Genomic DNA, 24,975 nt, shown 5'->3' on the forward strand with positions numbered 1-24,975 from the left:
GCACCACCTTAACTACCGGGATAACTATAAGAACGCAGCAAACGTGCCTCCAGCACCCGATGTATCGTACCCAGAGTGAGTCCGCCCATCAGCAATGCGATGGCACTTCCATATTCTCCTTTAACCAGAATTTCCCCGGCAGCATTAGCTGAAAACAGCAATGGTATACAAATACCAAGCACGAATTTCCATACGCCTTGAGGTAAAATGCCGGAAGGAAGAAACACCATTCGACTCAATTCAGATATCATGAACTCAGCCGGTGCCTGCCGCTGTGTCAAAAGTGCTGGCAACGAAATCAACGCAAAGAGGATGATAATTGTCAACACGCCTAAACCAAGCGCCAGCACGCCACTAATCCACTCAAGTAACCCCCGCTGAGGAGAAGGATCAACCCAAGGCCAAATACAGAGCAAAAATAACACTGGTAATATAAACCCGGGTTCTGACCATCGTAATAACTGTAAGGAGCGTCGTTTAATCGGTAGGGCAAGCATGGGATCGAGCCTTCCTTGCACTAACTTTCTGTAATATTGATCTAATGAGCAGGTAAAGCATTCCGCGCATAAAATCACTATGTTAGCCAAATAAAAGACGAAAACAGCCTCTTCTCTTTTCCAGCCATTCAGCTGGTCGGTATAGGTATAAACTGTATACAGATAGAAAAGAGTCAGTAATTGAGTCACACTCTGTATGGCAAGAAAAGCCAAATAATTACCGCGATAGTGCCATTGAGTAGCATAAGCTTTACGCAACAACGTCCACATATCAACCTCCTCCCCCGCTGTAGTTTTTGAGTGCCCGATCCCATAAGCACTTTAATAGCAGCAACAGTGCAAGAACGTATAACAGACTAATACCCAGATCTTGCAATCCCTTATGGATATCACCATGAATAATGAATTGAGCAGGTGCTGAAATGAAATATTGAAAAGGATTGTATTCCATCAATGGACGTATAAACTCAGGCCAAAATGTTGGCGGAATAATAGCTCCACCTAAAAACGCCACCACCGTTGTTAAGAATGCAAGAACAAAATCTGCTTTCATCAACCAAAATATGCTCATCGCCAGGATCATTCCGATGGAAAAGCTTAGAATTACCCCTATTAATAAAAAAGAGCAAAGTATTGTCAGATAGACTAGAGTGCTACTGAGAGATGAGGCAAAAAAAAAGTCTTGCTGTATCCAAAATAGCGTGCACACCAAGAACACGGGTAAAATATACAGCGCCCCGCCACCAAGATAGGTAAAAAACTTCTGAATTAATAAGTGGGTAGGACGTGCCATTAAAACTTCGAGTTTACCGTCAATGATTTCGTGCTCCATTTCTTCAATCAAGTCATAACAGTTGTGTAGCCGCGATAAAAAGATCGTTAACGCACAATAAATCATTAGGTTACTGAAGGAAAATCCGTTAATTTCCTCATCTTGGGTATAAATTGAAGTCCACACGAGAAACTGAATAAAAAAAGCAACTCCAGTGGCAATGAAAAAATCAACCAACAGCACCCCGCGATCGACTATTAACAAGCGCAATCCGTTGAGCATATACGGTTTATGCCGTTCAATCATCTTCATCTTCCCCCGGAATTTCGTGCGCTTGTTTATTACCAAATATAAATTCCTCATCGTCAGCATTATTCGCACGAAAAGTGTTTATCAAACTGTCCTCAAGACCTCGGCTATTATTTGGGCTGATATTGAACCGCTTTAATAGCTCGTCTAAGGTACAATTTTCAAACAACTGGCCAGCTTGCAGGAGCGCTATATGGCTGCAACAGGATAATAAATCATTAACATCATGGCTGGTGAGTAACACCGCAATCTTTTTTTCCTGCACAACGTTGTTTATTACAGCGCGCAATTGCTGCTTAGATTCCATATCAACTCCAATGGTCGGCTCATCTAACAGCAAAACGCGTGGTTGGTGTGCTAAAGCCAATACCAGCTCGCACTTGATTCGTTCTCCAAGACTGAGTTGGCGCACCGCTCGCTCCATCAAATGTTCGATATGTAGTAAATTGGCATAATGTTGCATATCGCGCAGAAAAATCTCAGAAGGAGTCTGATAAATCTTTTGAATCGCCTCAAAAGAATGGCGAACCGGTAAATCCCACCACAAAGAGGTTTTATGACCAAATACCACGCCTATTTGACTTAAAAAATCAATCTCACGTCGCGAAGGCTCAAAACCCAACACCGAAATTTGTCCGGTATCAGGCTGGAGCATTCCAGTTAATAACTTAACTACGGTTGATTTGCCGGCCCCATTGGGGCCGACTAAACCTAAGCACTGACCCGCATAGATTTTTAAATCTATGTGATCAAGAGCCAAATGTTGATCGAATTCCGGTTTTAGCAATTGCTTCCACCATGCTCCTTGATGGCGGCGACTGCGGTAAATACGACTGACGTCTTGTAATTGCAGTGCCGGTAGCTCACTGAAAACTGGGTTGGGTTCTCTCATTCAGTACTCCAATTTACATAGGCGAGCTAGAGGCACCGCGTCGCACATCAAGAGTCGCACAGTGGAAGGAGCCGCCAAATGTTTGAAAATGTTTAAACGGTATTGGAATTGCTTCAATTTTCCAGGACTTAAAAGCCTCTATCAATGGTGTTTCACTTTCTTCTACCAGCACATGGTGCGAATCCAACATTAAAATATTCACACTGATCCAGCGACTGGTGAAAGGTAATGGATGCGAGTCAGGTAGAGCGGATGGCGGTGGAGTCAATATTTCCCAGTCTTTAAAAAAATCCGGCAATCGCGAAACCCAAGCTTTATTGACTAAGACTCGCCCTGGAGCAATAGGAAGTAGGGTTGTGTCAATATGCATAGGGCCAGCATCATCAAAATTGTACATATGTACTTTGTAATCTGGCCCTAGCTCGCGCGCCAGCCATTGAGCTCCAGCGCGGTTAGTCACATGGCTGTACTGACCAATAATGTCTGGTCCAATGCGCACAAAATCTGCTGCATCAAATACAGGCTCTACTTCTGTTAAAACAGACTCGAAATGCTCCACGGAACTATCATAATCTTGGCGGTACAACGCATCTGATAATTGTGGTTTTGGCGCTGCTCGCCATCGCGCCCCACGTTTAAAATAGTCCATTAAAATATCACGATAGGCGAAGCTCTCAAAGTAGCGATCGCGCCAAGCCATTGGTGTTTCTAGGATACTATTTCCTACCGCAAACAACCCATCACGTGGCATTGCAGCATACAAACCACCCCGACTAGAGAACATTGGTGTCACGAAAGGAGAATCCAGACCACTGAAGTTAGGGCGCCGTACTTTCACTCCTAAACGCTGCAAAAATTCGGCAAGACCATCAACTTCTCTTCTCGCACGATCTAATAATTCAGAATCAAAGAGTTGCCCCTGTTTGCGGATAAACTCTGAGTGCGATTTTCGAGGTAGCGGTGCTTCCACACCTACGTGCCAGGTTGGGTAGCGCGCGGTTTCAATCGTGCCCACAATAACTTCCTGCAGACTGTCCCATTCATTGTCTACATACACCGGGCAGTCGGAATTTGTCTCTATTGCTTGTAATAGATCGGCATTTTGGATAACCATAGAATTCATCTTGACTTCCTCATACAGTATGATTTAACAGGCGACGTAAACCAGTGGGGGGCACAATAGCGGCTCCTAGCAACTCGCTATCAATATATTCAGGTGTGTAGTCTAGATTTTTCAGCCGAGCTTGCATTTTGGCTAATGGATCTTCCAGTTTGGAACGACAGCCGATAACCCAAACCCAGTCTTGTTCTGTCATTTCAAAATATACTGTCGTTGGGAATAGGTTGGAGAATCTTTGATAGGTTCGAAGCAACGTTTGATTTCGCCAATAACTGGCGCAACCAGCCTGAGTGATCAGAACCCCCTGTGGGGTGAGTAAAGTTTGTAAGTCACGCAAAAATTCGGGTTCATAAAGCCGATTATGCTGTGAACTAGGGGAATACTCCTCATCAGGTAAATCCATTACTATGATATCAAATGTTGTACCTTCGGTTTGCATTTTACGAACGGTTTCAAAACCATCAGCAAAAATCAATTGTACTTCTGGGGTACCTTCAGCGTAACGTTTAACATCAAACGGTTTATATCCATAAGGTAAATGTTCAGCACACAACTCGACGCATTCGCGGTCAATATCTACGTGGACTACTCGTTTGGCTCCACACCACTGTGCTAATTGTGTTATCACACCTTCACTTGAGCCAATGATCAAGACGTTTTGGCACTCATTAGCCAATAGTGCAGCAGGAATAAATTGCCCCTCGTGATAAATTAGTTGTGTTAATTCAGAACTCTGGCGTTCTTGGTTACAAAACAAGGTTACGCCTTGGTGGGTACGAGCTATAAGTACATTCTGATAATCCGTTTTTTTCTGAGCTATGACACTTTGTAATTCCCAGATGCGTGATAAACCCGGGCTCAACTCTTCTTCTAGATGGCTGGGCAAACTATCTCCACGTGCAGTGCGTCGGATTACATGTTTTTCTCCCAAACCTTCTATAAGTTCAAGCAGAAGTGGTTCTGGGTCAAGGCAGCCGCATGTGAAGGCATCAGCCATCAAAACGCCTTTTTCAGGGTAAGTGTGAATAGAAGCGTGAGACTCTGCTAATACAGCTACTATGGTCACGCCGTTTGGTTCAAATTGTACAGCCTCCAATTTTAGTAAAGTAGCACCAACTTTAGCGATGGCATTTTTCATGCGTTCTTGCAAGGAAGAAATATCATTAAGCTGTGTTTTGGAAGCTCCCCAGACATCAGCCATCATATGAAAGCCGCTAGCTGGATAATTTTTGGGGAGTTTTTCATTTGAAGTTAATTTGTTCGGATCGGTTGAACCCTGTTGTAGCTGTTTTCCATGTAAATCATGCATCATTATTTATACCTTATTATTTGCGTTAGTAACGTAGCGACGGTCGGGAAAGGTGACGCAGATACACCGTTTAATCAGTGTCAGGATGTAATAAGTAAAGTGCTGCCGCCAATTGGCACTCGATAGCGCGGTGAGTTTGCGCAGCTAAATGTGAAGTAGCCCAAAAGCGCTCCCTTGGTAGATTTAGCAAACCTTCGGGATCGTGATTTTGGCCAAGATTTTCCTGCCATTCTCGATAATAACCATCTATATACAGTTGCTTTAAGTTACCCTTTAACAGCGCATCACGAGCCGCTTTTGGGTCAATAACATGTGGATTGGAAAAACACAGCAAATGTAAGCTGGGGTTACACTTTTGAAGGGCTGACTGGTTAATTAAATGATGAGTTTGCTCGTTATAGCTTAAATGCATGGAGACACTGTCACACTCATTAAGCAATTCCTTTTGTGTCACAAAGCGTAAAGCATACCGTTCTTCTAATTGCGGTTTTCTACTTCGGCTCGTGTATGTTAGCTGGCGGGCTCCTAATGCGTACAACTTTTCCACTAGGGCTTGACCGATATGCCCCATACCAAATATACCAATATGTTGCTCGTTTAAGGTTTTCCACGCTTTCTGAGGCCAGCTGCTGCCTTCTCGCACGTGTTCAGCCGCCGCCGGGGCTCCGGACGCACATGTGATTATCATTGACAAAGCAAATTCAGCGACACTCTGCACATTCATATGGGGAGTATTCATGACAAGAACACCGTGTTCTTCTGCTGCTTTCTGATCAACAAATGATGGTATTCCTGTGCCAAGCAAAACCAAACGTTGCAATTTGGGGAAATTCTTTAAAGCGATATCATCGATATATTCTGGCCCGCCCAAGATATAGTCGGTAATACAAGCCCCTTGAGCTAAAATAGCCGACTTGCTGAGCGGTTGAGGTAACTCAATAATGCTCTGATAATGTTTTTCATATCGATAATATTGTTCTTTACTTAAACTGCAACCTGTCAGCAATAAGGTGGAGTTATGTTTCTTTTTCATAAAATTGGATTCCAAATGCGCAACAGGCTGCGTCGTTTAAAACTTGCGTTTGTTGGCAATCTTTCCTGATACTTTGTGCGTAATTCAATTTTGTAGCCAAAGAGTGCCTCTAAACGCTGTTTGAAATCGGATATCAATTTTGTATGGTTGGCATTATTGATGGAGCCAGTATATTGAAGTTCCACATGTGCTGGACCTTGTTGAATCAGTCTATATTCGTGTATACCAGATGACTCATCAGTCAGCACATCGTCACAAATTGCTAGCAGCGATGCGCTGGGTATGTATTGACCGTTAGAGGTTTGAAAAGCGTCATCGCTTCGTCCGTGCAACGTTGACAAGCGGCGAAAACGTTGTCCGCAAGAACAAGGTGTGCTATCAAAACTCGCTAAATCCCCATGGTCATAGCGGATTAAGGGCATCAGATAATTACCTAAATCACTCACCACAACACGCCCTAATCCTTGGCTATCAGTGTCTACAATCTCTAGATAAACCCCATCTTCTACAACGTGATAACTGCCATGCAGACATTCAGTTGCCATTAAACCAATTTCTTCTGAGCTGTATTCATCCAATACTGGCACTCCAAATATGCGACTGAAGCGATGACGCTCGGATGGACTGCTCATTTCGGAATTTGTAGTAAGGGCGCGGATTCCATATTTCTCTAGAGAACCAAGCTCCGTTAAATATGTCAGATATGAGGGCAACGTAGTCAATAAGGCGGGTCGCATCCATTGCAAATGGCGCGCTAGATCTGGAACATCAGTTGCCTTTATATCCATCAAACGGAACACACGGTATTGGCTGAGAACAGAGGAATACCAAAAACCTCCGTGATGTAAGGTATAAATCCAATCTTGTGGAAGCAGGCGACCATCACTAGCGAAGTGCAAAAAGCGAATTTGCTCGGCAAAATCTCGGATTACATCTTGTTGATCAAGCCATGTGGTGAATGGGATACCACTGGAACCAGAGCTGCGACTACAAAAGCTACTTTCTCTCAACATGCCTGGAGCTAGTCGCATGACTTCCGGTTGCGCTGTTAGCATACTTTTATTGATAATCGGTAGAAATTCGAAATCTCGCCAAGTTTGCAGATCGCCAAGCTCGTAGCCGACATTGCCATATAGAGAACGATAAAAGGGAATGTACTGAAATGCGTAATCCACTAACAATCGCAATTGAGCGAACTGCTTCTCTCGTACTAATTGTGCATCCTCGAATGGTGCTGCCAGCAACGAACTTCTTTGTTGTCTCCAGTAATTGAGCGCAGCTATTTGCAAGAGAGGTGTGTCTGCTTGCGATGGTTCGTTCAATTTGGCCAAGCGACTGATTGCTGCAAAACCACCATCTTGAGACTGAGTGTCATAGACAGTCCCCATTTTTCCCTGTATTAGACCGGAATGCATTGCGCTATCCTCACCGGAGAATCAGATAAATTGTGCGATACGTTGTTCTGCCGCGTGGGGGTTTTGTTTCGCTTCCAGCAGAGCCTCCAGTAAAAGCGGTACTACCAAGCTGGCGTCGCTTTCTATCAAATGGGCTGGTGTATCTGCATTAGTTTTGTCCCAGGTGATTTTTTCGTTGGCTCCAGCTCCTGAGTACGAGCCAAAAGAAGTAGTACAGTCACTAACCTGGCAGTAATATGCCCAGTGCGGAACCGGTAGGTTCAAATCATGTCGAAGGGCGGGCACTACACACATGGCAAAATCACCCGCTATACCGCCACCGATTTGCATATAACCACAGCCAGAACCCACTGCAAGTTGATGTTGATAGGTATCATAGAATTCCATCATATATTCAATATCGGATTTAATGATGCCTGGTGTTAGATTTTTCAGATAACATTCCGATGTAAAAAAATTACCTAGGGATGAGTCTGCATGCCCCCCAACTAATATGGGCAATTGTTGCTGTGCTGCTGCAAGTAACCAGCACTCTTTAGCACGCGTAGCATAATTCGGCTTTTGTGCCATTTGTAAAGCCAGTTCATAAAAATACTCATGCCAAAAATGGCGCTCACCCTGCTGTTGCGCATTAAGCCAACTTTCTTTTAGCAAAGCACCCAATTTATCAAATGCTTGTGCTGGTACTAATGTATCTGTCACTCTAGAAAAATCCTTTTTCAGGTAAGCCGCGTCGTCCTGTAAGCTCAAGTAGCGATAATTCCAGTCATATTGATAGCTATCTCCGTATAGCATATGCAAGAGGGATTCTTCGAGGTTCGCACCCGTAACAGAAAGACCATGAATTAAACCAGCACGGATGGCTGGGGCCAATACAATACCAATACGTGCGGTGGATAAAGCACCGGCCAGTGACCAAAACATTTTTCCACCCGCACTAATATGCTGATGATAATCAAACAATGCTCGTTTTAAAGCTCCAGCATTGAAATGATGGTAGTCATTACAAATAAAATCAAAGACAGGCATTTCGTTCATAATTAGCAATTTCCTTTTTTATACTACTCCCCATTAACAATGAGGAGGGATGGTATAGGGATTTTTAATTATTTAAAAGAGTAATGAATCTATATAAAAGGTAGCTAAAAATTATCTCTATGATAAATGGTTTCAGGGTTTTTATAAAAAAACAGAAATGGATAATGTTTAAACCTCACCAATCGCTGTGTATAAAATAATAACGAAGCACTAAATGCAAGAATTTATTTAACCATTTTCAAATAGGTATTTAAAAAATCAGTAGGTTGAAAACTAATGGTAATAATATGATAAATAAGAAATTTATTTTGTTTTTATGCTTGCCATTTTTAAAAGGAGCTGAGTGTTTCATTAATGGCTGTTTGAAATTAATCATTAATAAATTCATGGTAATGGAGTGTGTTATTACTTGTCTCAAATTACATTGAAACATTTTTTATTTATAAAACACTAAAAAAATAAATCGACGAGAGATTATTTTTGTGCGTATAGCTTAATAAGGTTTTTTATTAAAAATCATAAAATCATAAAATCATAAAATCATAAAATCATAAAATCATAAAATCATAAAATCATAAAATCACCAGTATTTGTTATTTATTTCAATGATGGATTTAACTATATAAAAATGTTGCGTATTCAATTTGTTTATTTACCTTAAATATAATATTATCTTTCGATAAAAATCTCGAAAACTTTGTTATGCATTTCCGATGATTTTGAATAACCCAATGTTTTACGATTCAGTCATTTAATTCGGTTTCGGAGAGTGCAGTTTTCACGGTCAATACGCTGTGTGAAACTTTTTCCGATGAGGTATTTATCTGTGGGCAGTACGTGGTAAGCCTTGAGATTATCGGTACATATTTTAGGGTTGAAATGAGTATCCACTTTCGTCTTCATAAAACACGAGATGTTCTTTTGATACGCCAAGTAATACTTGGTTAATTTGCTTCATCTTCTCTTCATACTCAGGATTTTTCTCATGTAATGTTGGCTCGGCTCGCAGCCAAACGATCTGATTTTTGCAGAAAAATCGATAAAGTGTGCTGATTGAAAATTTTATCAGAATTAACTCGTTGAATTTTAGAATAAAAAATTCAAGACTCCAGCGAGAGCGCGTATAACCAAACTGCTGAGGAGAAAGTTGCAGTAACTTAACTACCACCTACTGAAGTAGGTGGGTTAGCGCACTTCGGTGCCGACGACTGAAAGTCGTCGAACCACGCACCTCGTAAACGCGCATAGGTCAAAACATTAAAGTCAAAGTCACCGTCTAAAGACGGTGGTTTTAACCTGTCATATGGAAAAATAAAAGAGAAAAGGTAAAAAGCAGGTTAAATCCCATCGTTGATGACGGCCTGAGGGCTTACTTTGCAATCCTAACCAACTATAGGTTCTAAAATACTTTATCCAACGCCATACAGAAGACTGAGCGATACAGAGTGTTTCAGCTATATGGAAAACTGGCTGACTACGATGAATCATGAGAATGGCGAGAATACGAATGACATACTTTTTATTGTGCGTTTTTTGCGCCATTTTTTCATCAAACGTCGTTCATTACGGGGAATGGATGGTAGGATAACCATAACTCAGTCCTTCTTTTTGCTTTTTTGTTTCTGGAAAATCCAAATTCGCAAGAATGGGACTGAGTTTTTTTATACTCCTACCATTTTGAAAAGCCATTTAATTATCGGTATTGACTTAAGATATTTTTACTATGATTTGAAATTATAATTAAATTTAATAATTCTATTTATGAATATTATTATTTATTGATAATCAAATTAAGATACGACTTCCGGGCTGTAAGAATTTTTCTGGTACGTAAAGATCGAAATTATTCAATCGGCAGTATTCTTCCAGTTGTTGAGCAGAGCTGACACCAACTTTTTTATATATTTGGGCGGTGTAGTTTTCAACGGTGCGGTAGGAGATATTTAGTATCTTTCCGATCTGTTTGCTAGTGTATTTATGTAAAGAGAGGAAAATCACATCCCATTCTCGTTGAGTAAACAAATTAGTTGGGGGCTGGAACATAATAGAAGCAGGCAGTTTCCCATGATATAAGCGGGTCAGTGAAAAATCCTGAGCTTTCCATAAATGATAGATGATTCCTATACAGTCACCATTATCATGATAAATAGGTGACTTTTCACAAAAGTAAGATGATAAAGTTTGAGTTTCTCCCCAGACATGGGTTTCTAGTGAAACGTATGATTTTTCTTCTTTCATTACCTTTTGGTCATGATGAATATACGCCTCAGCAAACTCTGCACCATCCCAGGGAAGTTCGTGATCGTAGAGCCCCTCAAAATCAAATGAATCTGAAAATCCCTTAATCTTATTCAACGCGTTGTTACCATAGATAAAGCATGAATTTTTATCCTTGATCCCCCAAGGCTCGTTACTTATTGCCAGCGTATTAATTATCTGAGGTGAAATGATCGACTTCTTACTCATATCAATATTCCTTTTTTATGTCTGATTAATATAATCAGTTAAATTTTTTGCTACTAACGGTGATAAATCTTTCAGGGATATAAAGATCAAGGTTTTTATATTTACATCTTTTGAAATATTAACTACTTGTTATTAAATTATGGCTGACTTTAATTTGAACCACGTAAATTATGTTTGTCAAAGTATTTTATACGCTTTCAACGTTTCCAAAAATGAATAAAATCATTAATTATCTTGTTTCGTCGCCAGCTCCAGGGAATTTATTAATAATATAAAAGTAATTAAGGTGAATCTATTACCTGAAACTTTTCACGGAAAGTTTCAGGTATGTTTGTAGTGTCAGATGGTGTCACGTTGGGCTTCATTATTCTTCAATGAATTTTTCGGTGCTACTTTTGCAATACTGAAACCAGTAAAACCATAGATGAGTACTAAAAATACAGCGGTATAGCACTGAATTGCCCACGGTAGTAAATCAAGAGTACTGACGCCTAATGTTGTCGCCATATAAATACCGGCAGAAGTCCAGGGAAACAGTGGTTCGATGACAGTACAGCCATCTTCTATTGTTCGGGACAGATTTTTATTATCCAGCCCCATCTGTTGATAAGCCCCTTTGAACAGCTCTGCTGGAATAAGCAGTGCCAGTTTGCCGTCACAAGTTGTAGCTGTTACCAGAATAGTCGTAGCTAAGGTTGCAGCGATGAGCTGCCCTGTAGTGTGAACAGCTCGTAGAAGCCAATTAATGATGATGGTCAGAGCACCAGTAAGTGTTAGTGAACCGGCAAATGCGAATGCACAAAAAATAAGTAATATAGTTCCCATCATGGAAGACATGCCGCCGCGATTAAGCAGGAGAGGGATATCATTCACGTTCCCGATAAGATGACTTTCTTGTTCAGAGAACATGGAGAGATTGAAACCATCAATTAATGAATTGAGGCCTTGCTTGATTGTAAATCCCTGAAGCCCTACACCGAGTACGATAGCTAGAACAGAAGCAGCAAGCATGATTGGTATCACCGGACGCTTTGTTATGGCTCCCCATGCAACTAGTGCTGGGGGCAAAATTAGCAATACGTTGAAGTGATAGAGACTTTCAAGAACTTGAGTAATTGCTGTTATTTTTTCAGAGGTTGCTGAGTTGTCTGTCAAGCTTGTATGACCAGCGATAAAGTAAACGATGGCAGCTAAAAGGAAGCCTGGAATAGTGGTGTACAGTAAATGTTGAATATGGCTGTAAAGATCAGTATCGGCAACAATGGCTGCAAAATTTGTTGAATCAGATAGCGGTGAAATTTTATCACCGAAATATGCTCCTGAAACCACTGCGCCTGCTGTAGCCGCTAATGAAACATCGAGACTGGCTGCTATTCCCATTAAAGCAACGCCTACTGTTCCGGCGGAGCCCCATGATGTTCCGGTACAAACAGAAATAACACTTGTAATAAAGAATGTAGCGATAAGGATATATTGAGGGCTGATTAGCTTTAATCCCCAATAAACCATATAAGGGATTGTTCCGCTCAGCATCCAGGTACCAATTAATCCACCAACGCAAATCAGTATCATGATTACCGGCATTGCTTTGACTAATTTTGCTACGATGGCATTAATAATGTCATCCCAACGATAGCCTTGCCAATAAGCCAGTAATGCAGCAATGACTGCTGATATTAGTAATAAAGACTCTATTCGGAGGCTTAATTGACCATAACCAATAATTAGCAGCAGGAGCATGGTTACAATGGGCAATATAGCCAGTCCCAAACTCAGTTTTTTCTTGTTATCCATTATAAATATCCCAATTTTCGGCTGGGTATTACAACAAAAATTACTCTATCAAAGAGACTGATTCTCTGATGATCAGTTCTCCTGAGAACATATTCATTTGTGGTGGTAATTCTTTTTTAGCACTGAGATGTAATGCCATGTTGGCGGCCCGTTGAGCCATTTTTTCAATTGGGTTATGTATAGTAGTTAAAGGAGGATAGAGATATTGGGCTGTGACAATATTATCAAATCCAACAATTGATAGCTGTTCAGGTAAATTAATTTTTCTCCGATGTAAAAATCTCATCATTCCTGCTGCCATTACGTCATTAAATGTTAGAGCGGCAGTAAAATTGGTACGGCGATTTAAAAGCTTTTCCGCTGCTTGTTCTCCTCCTTTTTCGTTAAATGGAGCACTAATAATCCAATCATTATCTATTGTAATGCCAGCTTGAGCCATTGCGTTATAATATCCTTCCAGTCGGAGTTTTCGATCATCAATAGGTAGATCAGCTGTTATATAAGCAATTTTCCGATGGCCATTTTGAATCAGGTAATTGGTGGCAATCTGAGAAGCACTTATATTATCTAACCAAACACAGCGGTTAGCGATAGCCGGAACATAGCGATTTATAATGACTAATCCTGGAGTATGGGCGGCATAGCGTAATATATCTGCCTCACTCATTCTGCTAACATACGCGACTATGGCTTCACATCCTTGATTAATTAAAAAATCTAGGGCTGCTTTTTCGAGTTCCGCTTGATGTCTACCATTACATACCATCAGCTTAGTTTCATTTTGGCGGGCAACCTTTTCGACACCACGAGCTAAAAGGGAAAAAAATGGGTCAGCCCAATTGCCAGTTAGTAAGCCCAACATATTTCCACACCTTTTTGTTAACGCCAGAGCAGCTAAATTTCGACGATAATTCAATGCACGCATAGCTTTTTCTACACGTTCACGAGTACCCGGCTCAACATAAGTTGTATTGTTAATAACCCGGCTGACAGTTGCTACAGATACTCCTGCCTGATGTGCTACGTCTTTCATAGTTGCCATGTTTTTCCCCAGTAGTTCTGTAATGTAAATATGGAGCCGAATCATATACCAATTTATTCATATGATCATGAATGCCTTTGTGGAATTCATATCCAAATGAATAACAGGATTTAATATAGAAGAGTATGACCTATTGATTTGATATATTGGGGAGGAATATATAAATCATAGTGATCTCTTTCACAAAGTGTTTTCAACTCCATCATTGAGTTAATCGATAGTTTTTCATAGATAATTTTAAAATATCGCTCTAATGTTCTTCCTGATATTTTTAGTTCGTTAGCCATATTTTTATTATTGACTCCTCGGCAGAATAAAAAAATTATTAACCACTCTTTTTCTGTCAGGATATCACTAGAAGGAGTTAGGTTGATGGATACAGAAATATCATTTTTAATATAATTATGTACTGAGAAATGGGTTGTTTCTTTAATATGGCAAATGATCCCCATACATGTATTGTTTTCGCTCATTAATGGGTATTTTTCACAAAAATATGGTATTAATTTTTTTGTATTATTCTGAAAATAAGATCCGACGGATGATATCCTTTGCATAGATTGCAAAACCTTCTTGTCATGATCTTCAAATAATTGAGCAAGTCCACTAAAGGGAGTAATTAACTCTTTCTCTGTATAACCTATAATGTCAAAATTTTCAGATAGTCTGTTTAGTTTAAAAAATGCTTTGTTTGCATATATAAAACGGAGCTCCTTATCTTTTACGAACCATGGCTCATGACTTTTATCCCACATATTTGTTAACTGAGGGGTGATTTTACTCATATATAACCTTCAATAATAGTTGGGGGGAATATACTAAAATATATTAGTAATCAGTAAGTCAGAGTTTATGGTTATAGGAGAGTAACCAATTTCTTTTATAGAGAATGTGAGGGCGGATGGCTGTTCATGTAATTGGTTTCATGGAGTGCTAAAATGTGATCTGTGTAACGTTTTTTCTTGGCGTTTGTCAGCTAAATGAATTCAGAGTGTCATATGATTATTTTTTGGAAAAATCAACTAATTGCTTTCAATCTAATTTTCTTTTTAAGATTAAATATGTTTTTTATTGAATAAGCCATTTTTTATAAATAACTTACTTGTTGAGATGAGGTTATTCTCCATAATTTAACTTTACATGGGTGATTAATTTTATTGAATTAGTTTATTGAAGGAATACAAGGAGGAAATAGGTAATGTTCTTTGAGTTAGTAATAAGATAAAAAATAATTTTATGTGACTTATATCTCATTTTTAAAGTGCCTTTAATCATCAATAAAAAACAGGCTATTTTTTCTTTTGATATATTCCTACTACAGTTTATTATTCGAGGCGTGTTTCTCTTTTAATAAATCATGATAGGGCGCTTTATTTTATCTTGAAAATATTATTTCAATAAACTGAAACATTAAATTGGCCTTATCTAAAATTAACAAGCTAATCATCTTGTAAGGTGAATGGCTATGTTTTTTATTGCACTTTTTATTTTACCTAAGCCAAAAATGGTAATGCTCATAATGTGCAGCTTTAAGGCAAAAGGAGTTAGTGGTGAATCCGTTTGAATATTATTATCAGTGGGAACTTGATTACCTAAGGCAACTTGCAAAAACTGCACGTGAAGAAAAATCGCATCTTGGTGATGTACTCAGTGGTAGAGACCCTGATGCAGAAAGAGTTAATGAAGGTTTTGCTGCTTTAATGGCTCGTTTGAGTCAGAAAATCAATGATGCTTTTCCTGAACTGACGCAGCCGTTACTACAAAAACTACAGGCACAGCCGATAAAAGGTATTCCTGCAACCAGTATTGTGCAATTTGATAGTGGAACACAGGGTGATTTTGCTTTTTCTATACCAGCAGGAACTGAAGTTTATACTCATCATCAACAACCATTTGTAATGTGCCGTGAATGCTCTATTGAGCCTTTGGTATTAGTGTCACGTGAAATTACTCATCAGGTACAGTCAACTAAAATCAATTTAAAATTTCGTTATAACGGTCGGGAAGAAGAGTGGTTGACCCAACCGATTAATTTGTTCCTGAGTAGTGACGTACGGGTGGCTGATGCTTTGATGCTGGGGCTGACACAATATTATGATGGAGCTGAATTACATCACAATGGGCAGGTTTATCAAGCCCGTGGCGATCGGTTTGAACCACGCTCAGGAGCTTCTCGATTGGCTTTGTCATCTGCGGTAGGGGATAACTGGGCACCACAGTTACTGGTTGAATCATTTTATCTGCCACATATTAATCAATTCCTGAATTTGCCTCTGCCGACAATGGTAAAAAGATTGGAACTGGCAGAACAGCGTGAATTCAGTGTTGTTTTATCGTTGAACACAATACTGCCATTATCAGCCGCTCAGGTTGAATCTGCATTTTTACTGAATTGCGTTCCTGTCGTTAATATGGCACGTAACAGTCAGGTAACTCTCCCTTTTACACCTGAAACAGCTCGTTATCGTTTACCTCTAATATCGAATCAGGGAGTTCTGCATATTACAGGTATTGAACTGAAAAACGAGCCGAATACAGAAGAAGAAAAGCGCGGTGATGAATATCTGTTTTATCCGGTCAGCCTGCTTACTGGCATGGAGCGTTATCATCCAGAATATGATAGGGCCTGGTTCTATTCGCTTGAAGTCATTAAAGATGCATTAGGCAGAATACAGTACGAACTGATTTTTTATGACAGCAAAGCAGAGCTGATGCATAGACCTCCTGAGCGAGAATTTATCTGCCATTTTTATGGTATTGAACAATATCAGGAACCTCTTGCGATAGGTGAAATCTGTCAGTCTGGTGAAAATATTCCCGAAGTTTTTCAATTAAAAAATATCACATCAACTTCACAAACTTATCCTCCTGTTGTTGATAGCCATCGTCACTGGGATTTGTTGTCACATTATTCAGTCGGCAGTCATTTATTGGAGACAGTTGTATCCGTCAAACAGTTATTACTGGATTTTGATTTATACGCAGATGCTAATCGCTCATCCAGCCGAAATATCCAGCGCATGATCGGAGGGGTTGCCAATATAGAAGCAAAATGGGGAGATAGAATAATCCGGGACAGGCCCGTTCGTTGTCTGCTGCTCACTCTGGTGCTGGATGAAACTGCTTATATTGATATCGGTGAAATGTATCGATTTGCCAATTCACTCTACCAATTTTTCCCATTCTGTCTGGCTCAGGGCACATGGCTGCGGATGCGAGTGCTCAGCCAGCCTTCAGGGACAGAATGGTATCTGTCACCTTCAATGATTCAGGGTTATCGCTCAATTATGTAAGGAGTTTTCACAATGGATGGATTAGTTTTTACATGTCAGATAGGTTCACTGCCACTCACTACATTTCAGGTCGTAGATTTCAGCTTACAAGAAGGGTTGTCACAACTCTTTCACTTATCGATGACAGTAGTCAGTTCTTTTGACAATGTTGGACTCAGTGAACAATTAGGTGCCAGCGCCGCTTTGACAGTTATTCGGGATGGTGCGATTGAGCGAACGATCAATGGTGTTGTGGCAGGAGCAGAACAGGGAAATACCGACGGACGGCGTACCTATTATACTTTTATTATCCGACCGGAAATGTGGCTAATGACCCTCAATCAGGATAGCCGGATTTTCCATCATCAATCCGTGCCGGATATTCTCAGCCAGTTGCTGAAAGAGCACCGCATTAAAGCAGACAGCAAATTCTACAAAGATCACCAACAGCATTCGATACGTGAATATACCACCCAGAAACGAGAGTCTGCCTATGAATTCTGGTGCCGGCTGGCGGCGGAAGAAGGCATCATGTTTTGGTTTGAGGAAGACAAACTATTTTACAGTAACTCCCACCTTGGCATGCTGGCAGCGCTGACTCTGACCTACAACGTGCAGGCAAACACGGATAACAGTGATTCGACTGCATGGCAGTGGAATTATGGCGAATATCTGTGCCCGGATGAAACGATCCATAAAGATAATAACTTCCTCCGGCCTTCTTATCCGCTACAACATGCGGCGGCGTTGGACGATGGCGGCAACCACTCTGTCTTTGAAAGTTATGGTCGTTTTCAAGTGGATGCAGAAGGTCGCCCTTTTACTCAATTGCGTTTGGAGCAGTTACAAAACCAGAGCAAAGTCGGTAAAGCGAGTACTAACTGTATCAAACTAAGGCCCGGTCGGATCTTTGTTTTGCAATCCCATCCGATTATGGCGATGAATGATCGCTGGCAGGTTATTACTGTCACACATCATGGTCATCAACCACAGGCCTCCGGGGATGTGGGGGAAGGAACAACCTTAACCAATAATGTTACGTTTATTCCCGGAAGACAGGACTGGCGCCCACCATTCCGCCATAAGCCGCTGGCAGACGGGGATGAAGTGGCAACAGTCGTGGGGCCGGAAGGTGAAGAAATCTATGTTGATAAACATGGTGCGATTAAAGTCCATTTCCATTGGAACCGTTATGATGAAGCAGATGACCGAGCTTCCTGCTGGGTGCGGGTAGCACAGGGCTGGAACGGTGATGGCTACGGTTTTATGGCAATTCCGCGCATCGGTCAGGAAGTGATTATTTCCTACCTTAATGGTGATATTGATCGTCCGATAGTCACTGGATGTACCTACAACGGACGTAATCGACCGCCACTGGATTTGCCGGCAGAAAAGACACGTACGACATTTAAAACGCGTACTCACAAAGGGGAAGGGTTTAATGAACTGCGCTTTGAAGATGCCAAAGGCAGTGAAGAGATCTATATTCACGCCCAGAAAGATCAGCTTATCCAGATAAACCACGATAAAACCCAGCGTGTGGGTCACGATGAAAGTCACAATGTACTGAATAACCGTAAACATGAAGTCGGCAACGATGAATTCATCCGGATCATGCATGAACAGCATGTTCAGATTGATCTGAATCAGTTTGAAACTATCACTAAGGATCGCAAAACCCGCATTAATAATAGCTGGGAAGAGAAGATATTCGCAGATCACCTGCAAGAAATCGGTAGGGACAAGACCGCTAAGGTCAATAACAATTATACGCTGAATGTGGTTAATAACATTCAGACTCTGACCAAGATGCACTCGTTACAGGCCAGTGAATCCGTACTAATTAAGGGTAAAGCGGGTTCGATTCTGCTGGATGGGCAGGGTGTCACAATTACCGGAAAAATCACCTTACAGGGGAATGTTTCCGTAATGGGAGGTAGCCCGGGGTCGGTTCCATCTTTAGATGGCTCAGCCAATGAAGGTTTGGCAATGGCGGAGGATTGCAGGGAAAAAGCCAAAAAGCTCAAGGAGTCATCTGAATAATGTTTTGGTTACCCGATTGTTCTGAGCACTGGATAGTGGATTACTCATTCACCAACAAAGAGGGGGATTTGTTCTCTGCACAGGCGATTATTCATGCTAAAAGTGAACGTCAGGCGCTTTCTGAGCTGGTGGAGTATTTGCTGAATGCAGGGCATTCCCCCGGCCAATATCAAACCATTCAGCCATTATTGGATTATCTCACCACCAGTTCTCGACAGGAGCTGCCATTGTTGCGACGTTTCCGGCAAGGGCAGGAACAGGGCGAGCGTGTGATATCGTTGAATGAACGTAATAATAGCTTACCTCTGCCTGCTGAGCGTGGTGTATTGCAATTTGTTGTTACAGACAGCATGCCGGAAAAACCTGAGACGAAATATCGTTATGCTGTGTTGGATGCTGCTGTTTATCGTCAGGTCATGGGCAGTTTTTTAAGCGCTGACCTGATGGTTTCTAACCTGTGCTGGGAAAGCCTGTTTCAGGGGGAAACCCAGGTCACTTTGGAAGATAGCGCCCCTTATTTGGTGGAATTAACCGAGAGTGGCGATGCGTATTCCCGCTTCCGGCAAATAATTACTCAACCAATGGCATCAGCGTTGGGTATTTTTATCGAAAGTGACCAGCCTTTTAGGGCGTTACGTAATCACTTGCGTAAATTCACCTATCTGAAAAACGAACAACAACAAACATGGATGTTCTATCGCTTTTATGTTCCTTTGGGATTGATTCCACTGCTGAAAAGCTTACCGGATGAGCAGTTGATGCATTTTATGCATCCGATTCAGCAAGTCGGGTATTTCGATTCTCAGACTAAGCAATATTACTCCTTGTCTCTGGCTGAAAATGCACTGGGTAAGGATAAAACTGCGCCCGTCACCATCAACGCTGTTTTAATCAGTAGCCTTGCGGAACAAACACAACAACGTGCGCTCGCACAAATTGTCAAATTCATCGAAGAGACACAACCCGAACTTACATCACAGCAAAAAGCACAACTTCCCACGTTTGTACTGCAACAAAGCAATCTGGTTTGTCTGGCTGGATTTGCTCATCAACGCTCAGTGCTTTACTTGGTGGCAGCCAGAAGTTTGGCTCGTGATGATGAAGAACTGTGGTTACGGGCATGGGAGTATGCGTGTGCAGAATCTCAGGCGCAAGAAGTAAGGGCGCTGAGTTGTTATGAGTATTGTTTTAACAATAGTTTTAAGAATCGGATTGCAAAATAACATAGGAAAAAAGAGAAATGGACAGTGTTGATTCTATCTTTACGAAAACTGGCGAAGCTGTTGAGACAGCTTCTGAAAAAGCAAAACAGGTCTTTGAAAAAATAGTTGATGAGGCGCAGGCGCGTATGCCACATCAGCTGGACATGGATACTGTTGTCAGACCGTGTGATGCCAATATCAGGCCGATTTATCCTGTCAGATATGCTTATATGAATTTTTTTGGTGACGAATTGTTAAGTGCTCAATTACCGCCGCCAATAAGTGCTTTTATTGATCCTTATGATGATTCATTAAGTGCAAGCGTTTTGAGGGGATATAGCATCCGAATGCCAAGAGCTGGCTGGATTTATGTCAAAGAAGAAGGGCCGATTAAAACCAGAGGATCTCAACGGGATGGAAAATTATTAATTTTCAAATTCAGCCCTGAAATTGTCACCCTAGAAGGCAAAAGAGGGATGGTCACCAAATATACCAAGTATGAGCAAAAAGCTGGGAGTTCTGCGTGGGAAGAAATTCATCCAGCTAGTGGTACAGCAGGTTTAGGCTATCCTTTTCTGGCAATGGATAAAGATGTGACCAAAATCAGTATCGTTTACAGTGAAGTAAAGCTTTCTAAATCTATCCTGAAGAAGATGGATAATGACAAAGAGTTTCGAAGGAATGCGATGCAATTTGTAGATTTAGATAGTGAACAATCAGACTATGCCATTGATGCCAAACAAGAGCATTTTGACGGATTAGTAGAAGATTTTAAAGATCCAGAAAGACAATTTCAGACATACAAAAAACAATTATCTGATCCAGCTTTGCAATCTGCTGATTTAGGGGATATCTCGATTGATGGCAGTTTTTTCATGAATTCAGATATGGAAATGCGTTATATAGACAGCCTTATCTGCCCTCATTATAAGGACAAAGCGAAGATTGTGGTATTGAATGATCCTGTGGGGTATCAACGTGATATTTTGATGGCATATATGTTACTTAATCTTTGGGAGCTGAATTATGGTGTAACTAATATTTATCCTCTTACAATAGGGAATTTTATTGAAATATTATCTTCCTCAAAAAATGAGGAAATAAAGAAATATGTAGAGGAATGTATTCACCAAGAAAATTGGAAAACTTGGTGGCCTAAATTAACTATTCCAATTAATGATATAAAGAATAAAAAGAAGGATATTCTTGATTTATATAATCATTTCTTTGAAGGTGGAATGATTGCCGGTAAGTTAGGTGGGCTGACACATTATTTTAAAAATTTTTTTTCTGTATCTGATAAGAAAGATATTTTTACTGAAGATGATGCAAGAGAGTTTGCGGAGTTCTGCATTTTATACAATGAATTAATGGAACCACTGAAGCATTCAGAAGAGGGGTTTTTGGCGATGGAAAGTATTATTGCTGGTCCATTGGCCATAGAAGAAAATAGTGCGTGGAATGTTGCTCTTAATGGAATAGTGAATTCATTGGGACATGATGGAGTTAATAAGGGTTCCATTGCAAAGTTTCTTAATCGAGGAGTGGATATAATATTCAGTGCCGTTGGTAATTTGCTTGCTAGACTTTTTGTATTTACAACAGAAATATCGTATAAAGGAATATTACATTTGCATGTATTGAGTGTTAAACAGATAACACATAAATTGGTTCCTAATGTTTTAGAATATTTTGGTCTTGAAATAAAGCAAGGTCAATATGCTGAGTTAACTGAAAAAGAGTATTATAAATTTCTAAAAAAAGTTGAAGATTATGAAAACCAAGGTTTATCAGGGCTATTTAAGAAAGGTGTGGCCCATGTTAAATCTGGCTCGAAAAAATTTTTTGGTAAAAAAGTGTTTGACTGGTCTAACATATTGGATGGTTATAATAACAATTTAAAAATAAAAATACCGTTAATTAAACTTAAAAGGCCAGAATTAAATCTTAATTTTAAGTTATTTTATTATTTAAATAAACCTACTGGATATGTGTTAAAGTCTAGCTTAACCGGATTGGATTTATTCATGAAAAGTTATGTGTTATATCAAATGACATCAATGTCGCGTTTCGATAAGAATGCACCATTTAATGCAAATAGACTTCCATATTATTATGTTTCAAGCTATGCGAATACTATCCTAGGAGGATTAATTGCAGCAAAAGGTTCCTCTGCTATTGGTGGAGATTTTCTTAAAGTTACAGCTAAATTAGCAGATAAATTGAATAGACCTGCCGCAAGAGCATTATTAAATTCTATTTCACGTAAACTTATGTTAGAAAGCGCTGTAATGACAAGGGCAGTAAATGGTGGATTAATTGCGACAGGGTTCGTGAGCGGTGTACTTTCTTATTATGATGCTTATAATTCTTTTGGCTTTGGTAATAATAAGGAAGCTTATTCCCATGTTGCAATAGGCACAGGCTCAATAATGATGGCTGTTGGGTGGTCTATAGCGCTAGCAACATCTGAAGTGACCTTTGGAATTAGTCTTGTTATTGCACTAGGAGCTTCACTAATGCTTGGTGGAACATTTGCAGCTATATACTTCAATTGGGTCGATTTTAAAACTTTATTAAAGAATTGCTTTTGGGGTAATGGAGAGAAGTATGCTTTTTGGAGTACAGATGAAGATCGAAAACCTTTAGAGGAACAATTTGAGAAAATAAAAAAAGTAGAAAAAGGAGTAAATGATTCATATGTTGTTGAGATGCAGGAGTTTTTGAATTTCTTTACGAAACCAATTTTAAAAATTGAAAATAATAAACAAGGAAAGATAATTTATAAATTTATACTGCCTAACTTTAAATGGGGAGAGTCAAATATATATCATGAAGTTATACCATCAACTTTGTCTGATGGCTATAGTGATCCGGATGCATCAATAGTTGAACGTAGTTATAGTAGATACTGTTATTCTGTAGCAAAAGATAAATTCAATAAAGCAATTAATATTGCTAGTAAAAATCGTGAAAATTTAATTTATGATGAGAGGAGTGGTTTAACTACGTTAACAGTTGAAGTAGAAGAAAAGTACTCTGAATATATGAAGGTTTTTTGGTATTATAAGCCAACAAAAGATAATGTTTCTCCTCTTCACTATAAGTGGGGAAAAGAACCAACGTTAGAAAATGCAATTTATGGATATGAAGATGAGGTATTATGTTAAATGAGTGAGTTAATAAAAAAAACACTTAAAAAAATTTTTAAAGTGAAAACATCTCCAACAGAACCATTGTCTACATTTGGTGATCCTGTTCTAGAGGGAAAAATAATTTTGTTGAATGATAAAACTGTAAAACGTGCAGGTTTTTTGGACGTAATAAATGACAAGGAATGTCAATTTCGTCATAATATCATAAGAGCCAGAAAAGAAGTTATAATACCTTTGATGATTGGATTTATGTTATGTCTTGGTTTTTTTATTAATAATTTTGTTACAGTATGGAAAGCTAATGAGGAAGGTTATCTTTGGTCTGTACAGAATGCCAAAAAACGTTATGGAGAGAAATTTTATTTAAATCCCAATGCACCTGAATATGTTAAATCATTACAGATAATATCAGATGATGAAAAAGTATCATTATTGGATTATTTCCATATAAAATATTCTAAGGGTAGTTATTATGGTGAAGAAAGGGCTAGACGATACCTGATTATAGATGCAAGCTTTGGGTTGTTTTTTCTTATCGCCAATATTCTTTTGATTAGCATATTATTACGACTACGTAAGCCTGCAAATTTCATTATTGATCATGAAAGGAAACTTTTTTATACCTGGAAAAAAGGGAAAGTGTATGTATCGCGTTATAAAGAATTAGAAGTGGCGTTTACTAATAATATTTTGCATTTCAAATGTTATGGACTAAACGAAAAAAATGAATTGACATACCAATTTTTCATTCCTTATCTCAGTCTTTTCAACTCGGATGAGGATAAGATTTATATCTTGGCATTTATGTCAAAATATTTGTTACAGGGGAAAGAAGCAGTCAGTTCAGTTGATTTTAAACGCCAAGAGAGATTGCCGTGGTTTCGTAAACAAATAAAACCAACCGATTGGGAACAACAGATTTCGGCAATCTTAGCGGAACTAGACAGGCTTGGGCCGTCGAGAAAGGCTACTGACCCCAAATAGCAGTTGGAAAAACAGTTAAACAGCAAAAAACCGTCATTGAGTATCTTTTGTTATAAAAAAAAGATATTAATGACGGTTTAAGTATAATTAGGTTGAATTAGAGTTTTGTAAATTGTTTATTATCTAATACCTTGGAAACTTCTTTATTCAAAATATTCAGCAGAAGAATTGAACGAGTTTCTCCATCTGGTTCATTATAAATGGCCTGAATCCCTTCAAAAATCCCTTCAGTTATCAGAACAGTATCACCGGAAACAGGGGTTTCTGGTGCAGTGAATTCCTGTTCAGTCGCATTCATTAATTCATCGATTAATTGTTGTGGGACAACCGCTGGGTATGTACTGAAACGGATAAAGTGATTAACCCCCCGCGTTGAATTAACCGTGGTGGTATGAATAACTTCTGGATCAAAGTTCACAAAAAGGTAGTTCGGAAAAAGAGGTTCGGTTACGGTCGTTCTTCTACCCCGTATAATTTTTTCAATTTTGGCTGTGGGTGTCAGGCAAATGACATCCTGTCTCTCCAGGTTTTCTACCGCCCGAGAGATTTGCCCGCGTTTACAATAAAGAAGATACCAATTTCCCATAATATTCCGACTCCATTACACAATGTACTAAGCATAACAAAACCGA

Annotated in this window: 18 protein-coding genes and 2 pseudogenes; 5 read left to right on the top strand and 15 right to left on the bottom strand. The window is 39.7% G+C overall.

Going from position 1 to position 24,975, the window contains the following annotated elements:
• Nucleotides 1-8: 8 nt before the first annotated feature.
• From AACX38_RS05680 to AACX38_RS05740, 14 genes and pseudogenes are all read right to left on the bottom strand, one after another.
• The gene (locus tag AACX38_RS05680) at nt 9-767 is read right to left on the bottom strand and encodes an ABC-2 family transporter protein (protein WP_228863705.1); all 759 of its coding nucleotides are present in this window, start codon (nt 765-767) and stop codon (nt 9-11) included.
• 1 nt (nt 768) lies between these two features.
• Nucleotides 769-1,581, bottom strand: coding sequence for an ABC-2 family transporter protein (locus AACX38_RS05685; RefSeq protein WP_339385662.1), 813 nt, complete (start codon nt 1,579-1,581; stop codon nt 769-771).
• Nucleotides 1,568-2,470 (bottom strand): ATP-binding cassette domain-containing protein, encoded by a 903-nt coding sequence (locus AACX38_RS05690; protein ID WP_228863707.1) that lies wholly within the window; start codon nt 2,468-2,470, stop codon nt 1,568-1,570. Before AACX38_RS05690 ends, AACX38_RS05685 begins: the two co-directional genes overlap by 14 nt.
• 13 nt (nt 2,471-2,483) lie before the next feature.
• Nucleotides 2,484-3,593: an amidinotransferase gene (locus AACX38_RS05695; RefSeq protein WP_228863708.1), complete on the bottom strand. Its 1,110-nt coding sequence runs from the start codon at nt 3,591-3,593 to the stop codon at nt 2,484-2,486.
• A 10-nt stretch (nt 3,594-3,603) separates the two neighbouring features.
• The gene (gene speD / locus AACX38_RS05700; protein WP_228863709.1) at nt 3,604-4,902 is read right to left on the bottom strand and encodes an adenosylmethionine decarboxylase; all 1,299 of its coding nucleotides are present in this window, start codon (nt 4,900-4,902) and stop codon (nt 3,604-3,606) included.
• A gap of 67 nt (nt 4,903-4,969) precedes the next feature.
• Nucleotides 4,970-5,932 (bottom strand): NAD(P)-dependent oxidoreductase, encoded by a 963-nt coding sequence (locus AACX38_RS05705; RefSeq protein ID WP_228863710.1) that lies wholly within the window; start codon nt 5,930-5,932, stop codon nt 4,970-4,972.
• On the bottom strand, nt 5,929-7,347 hold the full coding sequence (locus AACX38_RS05710; RefSeq protein WP_228863711.1) for a phenylacetate--CoA ligase family protein: 1,419 nt from the start codon (nt 7,345-7,347) through the stop codon (nt 5,929-5,931). Before AACX38_RS05710 ends, AACX38_RS05705 begins: the two co-directional genes overlap by 4 nt.
• A 21-nt stretch (nt 7,348-7,368) precedes the next feature.
• A complete protein-coding gene (locus tag AACX38_RS05715) occupies nt 7,369-8,385 on the bottom strand; it encodes a deoxyhypusine synthase family protein (protein ID WP_228863712.1) in 1,017 nt (338 codons plus the stop codon).
• 669 nt (nt 8,386-9,054) lie between these two features.
• Nucleotides 9,055-9,249 (bottom strand): annotated as a pseudogene (locus AACX38_RS05720) (IS1 family transposase); the annotation flags it as partial.
• Nucleotides 9,241-9,541: pseudogene (locus AACX38_RS20730) on the bottom strand (IS630 family transposase); the annotation flags it as partial. The pseudogenes AACX38_RS20730 and AACX38_RS05720, both read right to left, overlap by 9 nt.
• A 629-nt stretch (nt 9,542-10,170) precedes the next feature.
• Entirely contained in the window at nt 10,171-10,851 is a 681-nt protein-coding gene (locus AACX38_RS05725; protein ID WP_099120786.1) for a helix-turn-helix transcriptional regulator, read from the bottom strand.
• Between the two features lie 339 nt (nt 10,852-11,190).
• Nucleotides 11,191-12,645: a Na+/H+ antiporter NhaC gene (gene nhaC / locus AACX38_RS05730; RefSeq protein ID WP_228863713.1), complete on the bottom strand. Its 1,455-nt coding sequence runs from the start codon at nt 12,643-12,645 to the stop codon at nt 11,191-11,193.
• 40 nt (nt 12,646-12,685) lie between these two features.
• Nucleotides 12,686-13,687, bottom strand: coding sequence for a LacI family DNA-binding transcriptional regulator (locus AACX38_RS05735; RefSeq protein ID WP_228863714.1), 1,002 nt, complete (start codon nt 13,685-13,687; stop codon nt 12,686-12,688).
• A gap of 110 nt (nt 13,688-13,797) precedes the next feature.
• Complete coding sequence (locus AACX38_RS05740) at nt 13,798-14,472, bottom strand: PAS domain-containing protein (RefSeq protein ID WP_228863715.1); 675 nt, start codon at nt 14,470-14,472, stop codon at nt 13,798-13,800.
• A gap of 765 nt (nt 14,473-15,237) precedes the next feature.
• On the opposite strand from AACX38_RS05740, the gene AACX38_RS05745 reads away from it, so the two are divergent.
• Genes AACX38_RS05745 through AACX38_RS05765 form a run of 5 tightly spaced genes read left to right on the top strand, consistent with a single transcriptional unit; the run spans nt 15,238 to nt 24,343 of the window.
• A complete protein-coding gene (locus tag AACX38_RS05745; protein WP_228863716.1) occupies nt 15,238-16,980 on the top strand; it encodes a type VI secretion system baseplate subunit TssF in 1,743 nt (580 codons plus the stop codon).
• A 12-nt stretch (nt 16,981-16,992) separates the two neighbouring features.
• Complete coding sequence (gene tssI / locus AACX38_RS05750; RefSeq protein ID WP_228863717.1) at nt 16,993-19,002, top strand: type VI secretion system tip protein TssI/VgrG; 2,010 nt, start codon at nt 16,993-16,995, stop codon at nt 19,000-19,002.
• Nucleotides 19,002-20,225, top strand: a complete 1,224-nt coding sequence (locus tag AACX38_RS05755; protein WP_228863718.1) for a DUF4123 domain-containing protein — start codon at nt 19,002-19,004, stop codon at nt 20,223-20,225. The genes tssI and AACX38_RS05755 overlap by 1 nt, the downstream gene beginning before the upstream one ends.
• A gap of 17 nt (nt 20,226-20,242) precedes the next feature.
• On the top strand, nt 20,243-23,374 hold the full coding sequence (locus AACX38_RS05760; protein WP_099120798.1) for a toxin VasX: 3,132 nt from the start codon (nt 20,243-20,245) through the stop codon (nt 23,372-23,374).
• Nucleotides 23,375-24,343: a hypothetical protein gene (locus AACX38_RS05765; RefSeq protein WP_099120799.1), complete on the top strand. Its 969-nt coding sequence runs from the start codon at nt 23,375-23,377 to the stop codon at nt 24,341-24,343.
• Between the two features lie 97 nt (nt 24,344-24,440).
• Here the strand turns inward: AACX38_RS05765 and rfaH are convergent, their stop codons facing one another.
• Entirely contained in the window at nt 24,441-24,929 is a 489-nt protein-coding gene (rfaH, locus tag AACX38_RS05770; protein WP_099120801.1) for a transcription/translation regulatory transformer protein RfaH, read from the bottom strand.
• Nucleotides 24,930-24,975: the final 46 nt, after the last annotated feature.

The organism is Xenorhabdus sp. PB30.3, assembly GCF_963895965.1.
GTDB classification, from domain to species: Bacteria; Pseudomonadota; Gammaproteobacteria; order Enterobacterales; family Enterobacteriaceae; genus Xenorhabdus; species Xenorhabdus stockiae.

Bases quoted from the DNA above. Each gene is read 5' to 3' on its own strand.
- AACX38_RS05715 (WP_228863712.1), bottom strand. From the start codon at position 8,385: ATGAACGAAATGCCTGTCTTTGATTTTATTTGTAATGACTACCATCAT.
- AACX38_RS05735 (WP_228863714.1), bottom strand. From the start codon at position 13,687: ATGGCAACTATGAAAGACGTAGCACATCAGGCAGGAGTATCTGTAGCA.
- AACX38_RS05690 (WP_228863707.1), bottom strand. From the start codon at position 2,470: ATGAGAGAACCCAACCCAGTTTTCAGTGAGCTACCGGCACTGCAATTA.
- AACX38_RS05755 (WP_228863718.1), top strand. From the start codon at position 19,002: ATGTTTTGGTTACCCGATTGTTCTGAGCACTGGATAGTGGATTACTCA.
- AACX38_RS05705 (WP_228863710.1), bottom strand. From the start codon at position 5,932: ATGAAAAAGAAACATAACTCCACCTTATTGCTGACAGGTTGCAGTTTA.
- AACX38_RS05695 (WP_228863708.1), bottom strand. From the start codon at position 3,593: ATGAATTCTATGGTTATCCAAAATGCCGATCTATTACAAGCAATAGAG.
- AACX38_RS05760 (WP_099120798.1), top strand. From the start codon at position 20,243: ATGGACAGTGTTGATTCTATCTTTACGAAAACTGGCGAAGCTGTTGAG.
- AACX38_RS05680 (WP_228863705.1), bottom strand. From the start codon at position 767: ATGTGGACGTTGTTGCGTAAAGCTTATGCTACTCAATGGCACTATCGC.
- speD (WP_228863709.1), bottom strand. From the start codon at position 4,902: ATGATGCATGATTTACATGGAAAACAGCTACAACAGGGTTCAACCGAT.
- AACX38_RS05725 (WP_099120786.1), bottom strand. From the start codon at position 10,851: ATGAGTAAGAAGTCGATCATTTCACCTCAGATAATTAATACGCTGGCA.
- AACX38_RS05685 (WP_339385662.1), bottom strand. From the start codon at position 1,581: ATGAAGATGATTGAACGGCATAAACCGTATATGCTCAACGGATTGCGC.
- AACX38_RS05740 (WP_228863715.1), bottom strand. From the start codon at position 14,472: ATGAGTAAAATCACCCCTCAGTTAACAAATATGTGGGATAAAAGTCAT.
- nhaC (WP_228863713.1), bottom strand. From the start codon at position 12,645: ATGGATAACAAGAAAAAACTGAGTTTGGGACTGGCTATATTGCCCATT.
- tssI (WP_228863717.1), top strand. From the start codon at position 16,993: ATGGATGGATTAGTTTTTACATGTCAGATAGGTTCACTGCCACTCACT.
- AACX38_RS05765 (WP_099120799.1), top strand. From the start codon at position 23,375: ATGAGTGAGTTAATAAAAAAAACACTTAAAAAAATTTTTAAAGTGAAA.
- AACX38_RS05710 (WP_228863711.1), bottom strand. From the start codon at position 7,347: ATGCATTCCGGTCTAATACAGGGAAAAATGGGGACTGTCTATGACACT.
- rfaH (WP_099120801.1), bottom strand. From the start codon at position 24,929: ATGGGAAATTGGTATCTTCTTTATTGTAAACGCGGGCAAATCTCTCGG.